This window comes from Actinoplanes sp. NPDC089786 (genome assembly GCF_040684855.1).
Classification (GTDB): domain Bacteria; phylum Actinomycetota; class Actinomycetes; order Mycobacteriales; family Micromonosporaceae; genus Actinoplanes.
The window spans coordinates 65,161-76,613 of the sequence record NZ_JBFBGU010000008.1 but is presented as its reverse complement, the minus strand read 5'-3'; the positions used below and the strand labels follow the sequence as shown (position 1 = coordinate 76,613).

13 protein-coding genes and 1 pseudogene are annotated in these 11,453 nt (G+C 71.5%); 10 read left to right on the top strand and 4 right to left on the bottom strand.

The genetic code is table 11. The features are described from left to right. Positions 1–58: 58 nt before the first annotated feature. Complete coding sequence (locus tag AB0O15_RS23785) at positions 59–412, bottom strand: STAS domain-containing protein (protein ID WP_364322269.1); 354 nt, start codon at positions 410–412, stop codon at positions 59–61. Positions 413–557: 145 nt separating this feature from the next. Here AB0O15_RS23785 and AB0O15_RS23780 point away from each other — a divergent pair, with 145 nt between their 5' ends. Genes AB0O15_RS23780 through AB0O15_RS23755 form a run of 6 tightly spaced genes read left to right on the top strand, consistent with a single transcriptional unit; the run spans position 558 to position 6,088 of the window. Then, on the top strand, positions 558–1,397 hold the full coding sequence (locus AB0O15_RS23780) for an STAS domain-containing protein (protein WP_364322267.1): 840 nt from the start codon (positions 558–560) through the stop codon (positions 1,395–1,397). Position 1,398: 1 nt separating this feature from the next. Further along, positions 1,399–1,806 (top strand): STAS domain-containing protein, encoded by a 408-nt coding sequence (locus tag AB0O15_RS23775; RefSeq protein ID WP_364322265.1) that lies wholly within the window; start codon positions 1,399–1,401, stop codon positions 1,804–1,806. Beyond that, positions 1,803–2,198 carry an anti-sigma regulatory factor gene (locus AB0O15_RS23770; RefSeq protein WP_364322263.1) on the top strand — a complete coding sequence of 132 codons (396 nt, stop codon included), beginning with the start codon at positions 1,803–1,805 and terminating at the stop codon, positions 2,196–2,198. Before AB0O15_RS23775 ends, AB0O15_RS23770 begins: the two co-directional genes overlap by 4 nt. Further along, positions 2,195–3,226, top strand: a complete 1,032-nt coding sequence (locus tag AB0O15_RS23765; RefSeq protein WP_364322261.1) for a SpoIIE family protein phosphatase — start codon at positions 2,195–2,197, stop codon at positions 3,224–3,226. The genes AB0O15_RS23770 and AB0O15_RS23765 overlap by 4 nt, the downstream gene beginning before the upstream one ends. Next, positions 3,219–4,556, top strand: a complete 1,338-nt coding sequence (locus AB0O15_RS23760; RefSeq protein ID WP_364322259.1) for a sensor histidine kinase — start codon at positions 3,219–3,221, stop codon at positions 4,554–4,556. The genes AB0O15_RS23765 and AB0O15_RS23760 overlap by 8 nt, the downstream gene beginning before the upstream one ends. Continuing rightward, positions 4,553–6,088 carry a SpoIIE family protein phosphatase gene (locus AB0O15_RS23755; protein ID WP_364322257.1) on the top strand — a complete coding sequence of 512 codons (1,536 nt, stop codon included), beginning with the start codon at positions 4,553–4,555 and terminating at the stop codon, positions 6,086–6,088. The genes AB0O15_RS23760 and AB0O15_RS23755 overlap by 4 nt, the downstream gene beginning before the upstream one ends. Here AB0O15_RS23755 and AB0O15_RS23750 read toward each other — a convergent pair. Beyond that, entirely contained in the window at positions 6,085–6,699 is a 615-nt protein-coding gene (locus tag AB0O15_RS23750) for a TetR/AcrR family transcriptional regulator (RefSeq protein WP_364322255.1), read from the bottom strand. The genes AB0O15_RS23755 and AB0O15_RS23750 overlap by 4 nt on opposite strands. Positions 6,700–6,721: 22 nt before the next feature. After that, positions 6,722–8,290, bottom strand: coding sequence for an MFS transporter (locus AB0O15_RS23745; RefSeq protein ID WP_364322253.1), 1,569 nt, complete (start codon positions 8,288–8,290; stop codon positions 6,722–6,724). 151 nt (positions 8,291–8,441) lie between these two features. On the opposite strand from AB0O15_RS23745, the gene AB0O15_RS23740 reads away from it, so the two are divergent. The 4 genes from AB0O15_RS23740 to AB0O15_RS23725 all read left to right on the top strand — a co-directional run bounded on the left by AB0O15_RS23740 (position 8,442) and on the right by AB0O15_RS23725 (position 11,065). Beyond that, positions 8,442–8,975 carry a SigE family RNA polymerase sigma factor gene (locus AB0O15_RS23740; protein ID WP_364322251.1) on the top strand — a complete coding sequence of 178 codons (534 nt, stop codon included), beginning with the start codon at positions 8,442–8,444 and terminating at the stop codon, positions 8,973–8,975. Continuing rightward, entirely contained in the window at positions 8,972–9,736 is a 765-nt protein-coding gene (locus AB0O15_RS23735) for a hypothetical protein (RefSeq protein ID WP_364322249.1), read from the top strand. The genes AB0O15_RS23740 and AB0O15_RS23735 overlap by 4 nt, the downstream gene beginning before the upstream one ends. A 165-nt stretch (positions 9,737–9,901) precedes the next feature. Continuing rightward, positions 9,902–10,690: a hypothetical protein gene (locus AB0O15_RS23730; RefSeq protein ID WP_364322247.1), complete on the top strand. Its 789-nt coding sequence runs from the start codon at positions 9,902–9,904 to the stop codon at positions 10,688–10,690. A gap of 234 nt (positions 10,691–10,924) precedes the next feature. Continuing rightward, entirely contained in the window at positions 10,925–11,065 is a 141-nt protein-coding gene (locus AB0O15_RS23725; RefSeq protein WP_364322245.1) for an SEC-C metal-binding domain-containing protein, read from the top strand. Positions 11,066–11,192: 127 nt separating this feature from the next. Here AB0O15_RS23725 and AB0O15_RS23720 read toward each other — a convergent pair. Beyond that, a pseudogene (locus tag AB0O15_RS23720) lies at positions 11,193–11,384 on the bottom strand (IclR family transcriptional regulator C-terminal domain-containing protein); the annotation flags it as partial. Positions 11,385–11,453: the final 69 nt, after the last annotated feature.

Below are 11,453 nucleotides of genomic sequence, written 5' to 3'. Positions count from 1 at the left end.
CGTCCAGCCGCACGACAAAGCCCCCCTCGGTCGAGGGGGGCTTTGCTCGAAGATCGGGCTAGGCGGTCGGGCTTTCCTGGGCGTCGACCGCCTCGTCCACCGAGGGGTAGGTGTGCAGCACCTCGACCAGGCCGCTCACCTCGAGGATGCGCAGCACGCCCCGCTGGGGGGCGGCCAGGCGGACGACGCCGCCGGCGTCGTCGGTGCTGTTCTTGGCGCGAACGAAGACCGACAGGCCCGTCGAGTCGCAGAACGACACCTCGGCCAGGTCGAAGACCAGGCGGTTGCGACCCTTTTCGAGCAGGTCGCTGATCTGGTCCTGGAGCTGGGGGGCGGTAGCCATGTCGAGCTCGCCGGCCACCGAGACCACGACGACGTCGCCGCGTTGTTCCGTTTGCACCGTCAGGGACATTCAGGACCTCCCAGTTCTGTGCAGACGGTACTCCACGGACCTCGTGGCGTGCAGCACGGGGCGTTAGTTGGCTTACAGCAAGTATTAGCAGGTCCGGTGATAGAGTCCCGCCGTCGGATAGGGGACCACAGCTGGGGAGGCCGCAGTGGGGCTGAGTTCGGAGGAGGCGAGTCGCTTCGCCGGCCTGTTGAAAGGACAGGGCGACGAGCTGATCCGCCGCTGGACGGACAGCGTCACCGCCTCTCTTCGCGGCCGGCTGAGCCATGCCGAGCTGGAACGTCAGATCACCGAGCTGCAACGCGGCTTCGGGGCGGCGTTCGAGGCCGGCGCGACCGACCTCGAAGGCGACGCCTCGGCCGAGTTGCGGGGGCTGCTCAGCGACTTCTCGGCCACCCGGGCCCGGCAGGGTTTCTCGGCCAACGAGACCGCGGTCAGCGTGTTCGCGCTCAAGGACGCGGCCTTCAGCTTGCTGGAGGCGAACGACGGCACCACCCTGCGTGACTACCTGGCGTTCTCCGGGTTCGTCGACCAGGCCGCCCTCCACACGGTCACCAGCTATGTCCGGGTCCGGGAAGAGCTGATCGCCGACCAGGCCGAGCAGTTGCTGGAGCTGTCCACCCCGGTGGTCAAGCTCTGGGACGGCGTGGTCGCGGTGCCGCTGGTCGGCACCCTCGACTCGGCGCGCGCCCAGGTGGTCATGGAGCGGCTGCTGCAGACGCTGGTCGACACCGGGTCGCCGTACGCGATCATCGACATCACCGGCGTGCCGGCGGTCGACACCCAGGTCGCCCAGCACGTGCTCAAGACCGTGGTGGCCGCCCGCCTGATGGGCGCCGAGTGCATCATCTCGGGCATCCGCCCGCAGATCGCCCAGACGATCGTGGCCCTCGGCATCGAGTTCGGCGACATCGCCACCAAGTCCTCGCTGGCCGACGCCCTGAAGCACGTCATCAAGCTCAACAGCGCCCGGCTCAAGGGCCGCTGACGTGGAGCGCGTCCCGGTTCTCAAGATCGGCGACGTCCTCCTGGTGTCGATCCAGATCGACATGGAGGACCAGGTCGCCCTCCAGCTCCAGGAAGATCTCGCCGACCGGATCGTGGCCACCGGCTGCCACGGCGTGATCATCGACATCAGCGCGCTGGACATCGTCGACTCGTTCGTGGGCCGGACGCTGGCCACCATCGCGTCGATCTCCCGGGTGCTGGACGCCGAGACCGTGGTGGTCGGCATGCGCCCGGCGGTGGCGATCACCCTGGTCGAGCTGGGCCTGTCGCTGCCCGGCATCCGCACCGCGCTGAACGTCGAGCTGGGCATGGAGATGCTCGCCCGGGCCACGGACGAGGCCGAACCTGAGGAGGGCGACGACGAGGAACTGCCGGTGCCCACGCCATGACCGATCGGCTCGCGGTCGCCTCCGACCAGGACGTCGTCCGTGTCCGCCAGCTGGTCCGGACCACCGCGGTGACCGCCAAGCTCTCTCTCGTCGACCAGACCAAGCTGGTCACCGCGGCCAGTGAGCTGGCCCGCAACACGCTGGTCTACGGCGGCGGGGGCACCGTCGAGGTGAGCTCGGTGGACAACGGCCGGCGTAAAGGCATCAGGATTGTTTTCGCGGACCAGGGCCCGGGCATCCCCGACCTGGACCTGGCCCTGACCGACGGCTACACCACCGGCGGAGGGCTCGGGCTGGGTCTCTCGGGCGCACGCCGGCTGGTCGACGAGTTCGATATCGACACCAAGGTCGGCGAGGGTACGAGCATCACCGTGACCAAATGGTGCCGATGAGCGGAGCCGCCGTGTCGTCATTGCCCGAGGGTCTGATGGACGACGGCGTCTGGTTCCGCGTCGAGGAAGCCGCGTCGGCCTCGGGCGTACGACGGGCGGCGGAGCGGCTGGGCACCGAGCTGGCACTGCCCGCCAAGCCGATGGCCGACCTGGCCATCCTGGTCGCCGAGGCGGCCGGCAACCTGGTCAAGCACGCCGAGCAGGGCGTGATGCTGGTGCGTACGGTGCGGGACGCGGCCACCGCCGGGGTCGAGGTGATCGCGGTGGACCGCGGGCCGGGCATGGCCGACGTCGCCCGGGCGGCCTTCGACGGGCACTCCACGGCCGGCACGCTGGGCATCGGGCTGGGCGCGATCCTGCGCCAGGCGACCTGGTCCGACCTGCACTCCGTACCCGGCAAGGGAACCGTGCTCGCCGCCCAGGTCTGGCCCGCGACGGCGCCCGCACCGGCCTGGGCCGACGGCCTCACCCGGCCGTTGGCCGGCGAACCGGCCTCGGGCGACGGGTACGCCGTACGCGTCGCCGAGGGCCGGCGGCAGGTGCTGATGGTGGACGGGCTGGGACACGGCCCGCTGGCCGCGGCGGCCGCTCACGAAGCCGTACGCGTCTTCCGGCTCGCCGCCCCCGCACCCCCCGCGACCCTGATCGACGCCCTGCACCGCGGCCTCTCGCACACCCGCGGCGCCGCCGTGGCGGTGGCCGAGATCGACGAGGCCGCCGGTGTCGTGCACTACGCCGGCCTGGGCAACATCTCCGGGTCGATCCACGCGCTCGACGCGCCCCGCCGCGGCCTGGTCTCGCTGCCCGGCATCGCCGGACACCAGCGGCGGCAGGTCCGCGCCTACGACTACCCGTTCCCGCGCGGCGCCGTGCTGCTGATGCACTCCGACGGCGTGGTCGACCGGTGGAACCCGGCCGACTACCCCGGCCTGCTCAGCCGCTCGCCGCAGGTGATCGCGGCGACCGTGCTGCGCGACGCGGGCACCCGCCGGGACGACGCCGGCGTGCTGGTGGCCCGGCATGAATGAGGTCCTGGCCCGCATGCGGCTCCGGGTTCAGCAGGACATCTTCGCCGTCCGCCACCTCGGCCGCGAGGTCGCCCGTGAGGTCGGCCTGGTGGGCCAGGACCAGACCAGGCTGGCCACCGCGCTGAGCGAGGCGGCCCGGGTGATGGTGGTCGGCGGACAGGTCACCACCGTGGCGTTCCTTCTTCGCCGAGACCCTGCACCTACCCTTCTGGTAGAGATGACGGGACCAGGTGACGCCGTCTCGCTCGCCGAGCAGTTGCGGGCGGTCAACCGGCTGGTCGACACGATGGAGGTCGGTGATGGCGAGACGGGTACGGTGGTGCGCATGGCCCGCCGCCTGCCGGCCGGCGCCCATCGGCTGAGCCTCGATTCCATGGACGAGATCCGCTCCCGCCTCGACGCACACCGCCCCGGCAGCCCGCTGGACGAGCTCGCGGTGCAGAACCAGCAGCTCATCGCCGCCCTCGACGAGGTGCGGGCCCAGCGTGACGATCTGGCCCGGCTGAACGCCGAGCTCGAGGAGACCAACCAGGGCGTGATGGCGCTCTACCATCAGCTCTCCGAAGAGCTGGAAGAGACCAACCGCGGCGTCGTGGCGCTCTACGCCGAGCTGGACGAGAAGTCGGTGCAGCTGCGCGCGGCCAGCGAGGCGAAGACCCGGTTCCTGGCCAACGTCAGCCACGAGCTGCGGGCGCCGGTCACCGCGATCATCGGGCTGGGCCGGCTGCTGACCGACGACGGCTCGGACCAGCTGACCAGCGACCAGGGCCGCCAGGTCGACCTCATCCGCACCTCCGCCAGCGACCTGCTGTCCCTGGTCAACGACCTGCTCGACCTGGCCAAGGCGGAGGCCGGCCGGATCGAGCCCGCGCGGACCGACGTCGACCTGCGGGCGGTCTTCGGCCAGTTGCGCGGCACGCTGCGCCCGCTGGCCACCCGGCCCGAGGTGACATTTGTCGTCGACGAGCCGGGCCTGGCCTCGATCCGCACCGACGAGGTGCTGCTGGTCCAGGTGCTGCGCAACCTGCTGACCAACGCGATCAAGTTCACCGCGGCCGGCTCGGTGCGGCTCAGCGTCACCCAGGTCGACCAGGACGCCGTCTTCGAGGTCGCCGACACCGGCACCGGCATCCCGCCCGAGCTGCACGAACGCGTCTTCGAGGAGTTCTACCAGGTGCCCGGCAGCCGGGCGCTGAGCGGCAAGGGCACCGGGCTCGGCCTGCCGTACGCCCGGCGCCTGGTGACCATCCTCGGTGGTGGTCTCCGGGTCACGTCCGAGCCCGGGAAGGGGAGCACCTTCACCGTCGCCCTGCCGGTCGGTACGCCGTGACGCCCGCCACGATCCTGGTCGTCGACGACAGCGCCACCAAGCGCTACCTGCTGGTCAGCTGGCTGAGCCGGGCCGGGTTCTCGGTGCTGGAGGCCGAGACGGGCACCGAGGCGCTGGCCCTGCTGCCCGATTCCGACGTGGATCTGGTGGTGCTCGACGTCAAACTGCCCGACATGAGCGGCTTCGACGTCTGCGAACGCATCAAGACCGATCCGGTGTACGGCGTGCTGCCGGTGATCCACGTGTCGGCCCACGCGGTGGACGTGGTGGACCGGGCGCACGGCCTGAACCGCGGCGCCGACGCCTACCTGGCCGAGCCGATCGAGCCGGACGAGCTGATCGCGACCGTGCAGGCCGTGCTGCGCTACTACCGCGCCCGGCAGCGGGCCGAGACCCTGGCCGCGCGCATGATCACGCTGGCCGAGACCACCCTGGAGATCAACTCGGCGCGCACCCTGGGTGGTCTGCTCCAGGCCGCCGCCGTGGGCGCGGTCAGCATCTTCGGCGGTCCGGTGGTGGTGCTGGCCGAAACCTCCGAGGGTGTCAGCCTGGCCGCCACGGGCAGCCCCCCGGAAGTCATCCCGTGGTCGCTGGACGAGCGCAACGTGGCCGTCGGCTCGCTGGTCCGCACCGACCAGCCCGCCGACTGGGACGTGGCCGAGTGGCCCGAGGGCGAGACGGTGGCGGTGGCCGTGGCCCGGCTGCGCGTCGACCGGCCGCCGGTGTACGTCGCGGTGCCGAACAGCGCCCAGATGCCCGGCTTCCCGGTGCTGCGTCAGCTCGTCCAGGCGATGGCGGCGGCGGTGGAGGCGCAGCGGTCGTACGACGAGGAGCACCGGATCGCGATCATGATGCAGCGCAGCCTGCTGCAGTCGCGGCTGCCGGTGGTGCCCGGCCTCGAGCGGGCCGTCCGGTACGAGCCGGCCGGCAACCAGACCGAGGTCGGCGGCGACTTCTACGAGATGACCATGGTGAACGGCCGTCTGCTGGTGGCGATCGGCGACGTGGCCGGGCACTCGCTGCACGCGGCCACGGTCATGGCCGAGATCCGGCACGCCGTGCGCGCCTACGCGGTCGAGGGACATCCGCCGGGTGCGGTGCTCGACCTGGTCAATCACTTCATGCGTACGGTGCTGCCGACCGACTCGGCCACGGTCTGCCTGTTCACGATCGAGCCGGCCACCGGTCACGTCCGCCTGGCCAGCGCCGGGCACCCGCCGCCGCTGCTGCGTACCCCCGACGGGGTTCGTTTCCTCGACACGCACGGCCCGCTGCTCGGCATCAACGCCGACCGGCCCGCCGACCTCGAATTCGTGCTGCCGCCCGGCGGGACGCTGGTTCTCTACACCGACGGCCTGGTCGAACGCCGCGACGCGGACATCGACGTCGGCCTGGCCGCCCTGGCCCGGTGCGCCGCCGAGATCGAGGCCGACCTGGACGACTTCTGCAGCCGCCTGCTCGACCGGCTGGCCGGCAACGGGCAGCGCGCCGACGACATCGCCGTCGTCGCGCTGCGCCGAGCCGCTTCCTAGGTCGCCGCGCCGCGCAGGAACGCGTCGACGAGTTTCTCGGCGAAGCCCTCACGCGGGACGTTCGGGTTCCAGTTCAGCCAGTTCTGCACCATGGTGGGCGAGCTCAGCATCAGCAGGCTGAGCTCGATGTCGAGGTCGGCGCGCAGCTCGCCGTTCTCGATGCCGCGGCGGAGCACGGCCCGCGTCAGGTCGCGACGCGGCTCCATCACCGCCGCGAAGGCTTTGCGCAGTTCCTCGTCGCGCACCAGGTCGGGGAGCAGACAGGCGGTGACCTTGCCGTACGCCTCCATGCGCTTGCCCCGGTTCGCGGTGGCCAGGGCGATCAGGTCGCCCCGGATCGACTCGCCGGGCGGCTGCACCGGCGGGCCCTTCATGGTGCGGACCGCGTCGACCAGCATGGCTTCCTTGTTGGGCCAGCGGCGATAGATGGTCGCCTTGCCGACCCCCGCCCGCGCCGCGACCGCCTCCATCGACAGGGCGGAACCGGCCTGCCCCTCGCTGAGCAGGTCGATCACGGCACTCATGATGGCCTCGTCGGCCTTGGCGCTGCGGGGCCGACCTGGAGCTTTGCGCTCCAGGTCGGTTCCGGTTTCCGCGCTCGCGGTCGTCATGGCATCCATTGTTGCCTGCGCGTTACGCCTCGACCAGAGCGACGCCCTGCTCCTCGGCCAGGCTCTCTTCGGTGGTCGGCGCGGGCGCCTGGGCGGGGCGCTTGCCGGGCAGCCAGATCGCGGCCGCGGCCACGCCGAGCAGGGCGACCACGACGCCGCCGATCGACGCGTAGTGCATCGCGGTGATGAAGGCGTCGTTGGCGGACTGGATCAGACCGGAGCCGGCCGCACCGGCCTGCTCGGCCACGCCGTACGCGCCGGAGATGGACTCCTCGGCGGCCGTGCGGGCCGCCGGGGGCAGACCGTCGGCCGCGCCGTCGAGGTTGCTCCGGTAGACCGAGCTGACCACGGCGCCGATCGCGGCCACGCCGAGCGCGCCGCCGACCTGCCGGATGGTGTTGCTGACGGCGGAGCCGACACCGGCCTTCTCCCGCGGCAGGGCGGCCATGATCGACTCGGTGGCCGGCGGCATGACATTGGCCATGCCCACGCCCATCAGGAAGAACAGCCCGCCGACGATCCAGATCGGGGTGGTCGCGCCGATGAAGATGAACCCGGCCAGGCCGGCGGTCACCAGCAGCAGGCCGACCGTGCTGACCGCCTTGGGGCCGAACCGCTGGACCATGGCCGCGCTGCGCGGCGCGAACACCAGCTGGCCGACCGCGAACGGGACGAACAGGGCGCCCGAGGCGAGCGGGCCGTAGTCACGGACCAGCTGGAGGTAGAAGGCGCTGAAGAACATCGCGCCCATCGCGGCGAAGAAGATCAGGCCGATCACGCCGGTGGAGGCGGCGAACTGGCGGTTCTTGAAGAGTTTGACGTCCAGCGCCGGGAACTCGCGGCTGCGCTCCCACAGCACGAAGCCGGTCAGCACGACGGCCGCGCCGAGCAGCGTGCCCCAGGCGCGCGGGTCGCCGAAGCCTTCCTCGCCACCCTCGATCACGCCGTACGTGAGCAGGCTGAGGCCGACCACCGAGAGCAGCACCCCGCCGATGTCGATCCGGCCGGGCTTGGGGTCGCGGGACTCCGGCACCAGCACGGCGACCATGACGATGCCGAAGATCACGACCGGCACGTTGATCAGGAAGACCGAGCCCCACCAGAAGTTCTCGAGCAGCAGGCCACCGACGATCGGGCCGATCGCGACGCCGAGGCCGACGGCGCCGGCCCACACGCCGATGGCGCGGCCGCGCTCACGCGGGTCGAAGACGTTCGCGATGATCGACAGGGTGGCCGGCATGATCGCGGCGGCGCCCAGGCCCATCACGGCGCGGGCGGTGATCAGCTGGCCGGAGGTCGCGGCGTAGGCCGACACCAGCGACGCGATGCCGAAGATGGACAGGCCGATGATCAGGCTGAGCCGGCGGCCGTAGCGGTCGGCCAGCACGCCGGCGGTGAAGAGCAGACCGGCGAAGACCAGGGTGTACGAGTTGATCGCCCACTCGAGCTGGCTCTGGGTGGCGCCCAGGCCCTGGTCGGGGTCGGCGATGGTGCGCATGGCGACGTTCAGAACCGTGTTGTCCAGAACCACCACCAGCAGGCTGATGACGAGGACGCCCAGGATGGCCCAGCGCCGGGGATGTCCGTTCATGGTGTTCTTCTCTCATTTTCGATACGAGACTGATCCGTATTCCTGACGAAGACTAGATCGCCTCCCACTCGATACGGAACGGGCTCGTATCGAATGTGTCTCTCCTCACGTCCGTTCGAACCCTCGGCGGCTCTGATCCGTACCTCTGTCCGTGCGGGCCGATCGGGAAGGCGCCTACCAGGCGTTCTTCGAGCAATATCACGCCGATCTGGCGCGTTTGGCCTACCTGATCACCGGTGACGCCGACGCCGCGGCCGACATCGCGGCGGACGCGCTGGTGGAGATCTGGCGGCACTGGCGCCGGGTCACCAGCGCCGACAATCCGCTCGGGTACGCCCGGGGCGTGCTCGCCAACACCGCCCGCGGCTGGCTGCGCCGGGAACGCCGGGAACGGCTGGGCCTGCTGCGCAGCCGGCTGACGACCGACGAGTACCGCGGACCCGACGTCCCCGCGGTGCTCGACGTCCGGGCCGCGCTGCGGCAGCTGCCGCTCCGGCGGCGCGAGTGTGTGGTGCTGCGCTATGCGTTCGACGTGCCGGAGAAGGAGGTGGCGGCGATTCTCGGGATCTCGGTGGGCGCGGTGAAGAGCCACACCTCGCGGGGCGCCGACCAGCTGGCCACGCTGCTGCGCAAGGCGGGCCACACGGCCGACTTCGGGCTGCTGCCGGTGCTGGAGCGCCGATGAGCCACTCCGACGACCGGTTGCGCTTCGAGCTTCGGCAGGCCGCCGACGCGTACGTGCCGGACAGCGCGATGATCGCCCGGCGCGCCGCCACCCGGCGTGCGGCCGCCGCCCGCCGCGACCGGATCCGCCCGGCCGCCGTCGCCCTGGCCGTCGTGGCCGTAGCCGTCGGCGGGGTGATCACGGTGCGGCTCGACCAGGACTCCCCCGAGCCGCCGCCCCCGGGCGCGGCCGTCCGGCCACCGGCCGCCGCCCCATCACGGACGCCGGCCGGGAAGGCGCCCAAGCCGAGCCCACCGGCCGCGACCAGCCCCGATCCCGTCACCGAAGACCCGGACCGGCCGCCGGCCGGCAGCAGGGCGCCGAAGAAGCCGCCGGCCACGCCCAGCCTGGTCACCGTCTCGGGGATCGTCGACCAGGCGTCGGTGGCCACCTGGACGCAGAACACGGTCACCATCAAGGCCGACAAGCCGACCTGGGTCTCGGTGACCGTGCGGGTCGAGCGGACCAGGGACGCGGCCCGGGCCGGCTGGTTCACCACCGTGCCCAACTCGGACCTCACGTTCACCGCGAAAGACACCGCGGACGCGCTGCTGTACACGTACACCCTGAAAGAGGGAGCCAGGCTACGGCCCGGCACCTACGTCTTCGCGGCGCAGTTCTCACACGGCGCCGGACGTGGGCCGAGTGGCGACACCTTCACCGTGGACGCCCGCTCCGGGAACGCCGACGCCACCTCCCGCGGCGACTTCATCGGAACTTAAGGAAGTCGAGAGCAACCTTCCCGACCGCTTTCCACGGCTCCGGAAATTCTTGAACGAGCCGGCTCCGGGCGTCCGTATCGATCGACGTAGAACGCCCTAGCGAAGAGGTGGAAGAACATGAACGGCTCGTTGCGCAGGCAGGGAAACCGCCGCTGGTGGAAGCCCGTGACAATTGGCGCCGCGGCGCTGGCCGTGACCGCCGGTGGGCTCGGCGTGGCGATGGCCTCGGAGGGTGGCTCCGCGGATGCCCCGTTCGGCGTAATCTCCTGTCCTGACGTGGCCGGTGCGCTGCCGGCCATCCCGGCTCGCGCCCAGGCCGAGGTGGACCGCAACCTGGCCCTGTTGCAGACCCAGATCAACGAGGCCAACGCCCGGCTGTCCCGCGACGGCGACCAGGGCGGCCCCAACTTCGTGAACAACGCGATCCTGACTCCCCTGAAGGACAAGCGGATCAGCACGATCGACCGGATCGCCATCTCGATCGGCCGGGCCGGCGAGAAGCCGCAGGGCCTGGACGCGCTCGCGGCGTGCTCGGTCTCCGACGAGGCCGCCCCGCCGGCCGAGGAAGCCCCGCCCGCCGAAGAGGCCCCGCCCGCCGAGGAGGCCCCGCCGGCCGAAGAGGCGCCCCCGGCCGAGGAGGGTGACAACGCGGACGCTCCGTTCGGCGTGATCTCCTGCCCAGACGTGGCCGGCCAGCTGCCGGACGTCCCGGCGTCGGCCCAGGCCGAGATCGACCGCAACCTCGCCCTGCTGCAGACCCAGATCGACGAGGCCAACGCCCGCCTCTCCCGCGACGGCGACCAGGGCGGCCCCAACTTCGTGAACAACGCGATCCTCGGGCCGCTGGAGGACAAGCGGGTCGCCACGATCAACCGCATGGCCACCGCAATCGGCCGCACCGCGGCGAAGCCGGTCGGACTCGACGCACTCGCCCCCTGTGTGTTGAACGACTGAGCCGCCGCCCGTGAGATCGGCGATCACCGTGGCCGCGCGGTGGTCGCCGATCTCTGGCCCATCCACTAAATGACCTGCGTCGTGACGGACCCTTCGGCTAGCCTTCCGGCGCAACGTCGACCCTGGGAGGCAGCCATGCACCGCGACCACGACGCCGAGGCGTCCTTTTGAGCCGACCAGCAAGCGTCGCCGGGGGTTCCCTCTAGCGAGACGCAGGTCAAACGCGGCGACCGGGTGGTCGGCGCGGACAAGGAACTGATCGAGAAACTCGGCGGCAACGACCCGTGCCCGTGTGGTTCCGGGCGGCGGTTTCCGCCGGTGCTGCCGTCGGGGCGGCCGGTTCGACGACGCCAACGGGCACTACTACGTGCGTGACTGAGGCGTCTCCCGCCCGAGGGCCCGCGCCACCACCTGGAGCGCGGGCCCGACGGCTCTCGGGTGGACGGCATCGGCCCGGCCCGAAACCCCCACGGCAAACCCGCATTCCGGGTACGACCACAGCCAGCCCGCCGCGCCCCCGGCCGGACTCCTCACACTCGTAGGCGATGCCGCCGGCCCGGATCCGGGCCAGCTCCCGCCGCAACTGCCGCGCATCGGTGATCGTCTGCGGCCCGGCCGCCACGAGCGGCGCCTCGCAGATCTCATCCACGGCGTCCTCGCCCCCCGCCGCCAGCGACGCCTCCCCGCCGCACACGCATGCGCATGCCCACCCCCTTTGCTCTGCGCACTCATACTCACCCCCCGATCGACCTGGGAAAACGTC

Bases quoted from the DNA above. Each gene is read 5' to 3' on its own strand.
- AB0O15_RS23785 (WP_364322269.1), bottom strand. From the start codon at position 412: ATGTCCCTGACGGTGCAAACGGAACAACGCGGCGACGTCGTCGTGGTC.
- AB0O15_RS23770 (WP_364322263.1), top strand. From the start codon at position 1,803: ATGACCGATCGGCTCGCGGTCGCCTCCGACCAGGACGTCGTCCGTGTC.
- AB0O15_RS23765 (WP_364322261.1), top strand. From the start codon at position 2,195: ATGAGCGGAGCCGCCGTGTCGTCATTGCCCGAGGGTCTGATGGACGAC.
- AB0O15_RS23760 (WP_364322259.1), top strand. From the start codon at position 3,219: ATGAATGAGGTCCTGGCCCGCATGCGGCTCCGGGTTCAGCAGGACATC.
- AB0O15_RS23750 (WP_364322255.1), bottom strand. From the start codon at position 6,699: ATGACGACCGCGAGCGCGGAAACCGGAACCGACCTGGAGCGCAAAGCT.
- AB0O15_RS23745 (WP_364322253.1), bottom strand. From the start codon at position 8,290: ATGAACGGACATCCCCGGCGCTGGGCCATCCTGGGCGTCCTCGTCATC.
- AB0O15_RS23735 (WP_364322249.1), top strand. From the start codon at position 8,972: ATGAGCCACTCCGACGACCGGTTGCGCTTCGAGCTTCGGCAGGCCGCC.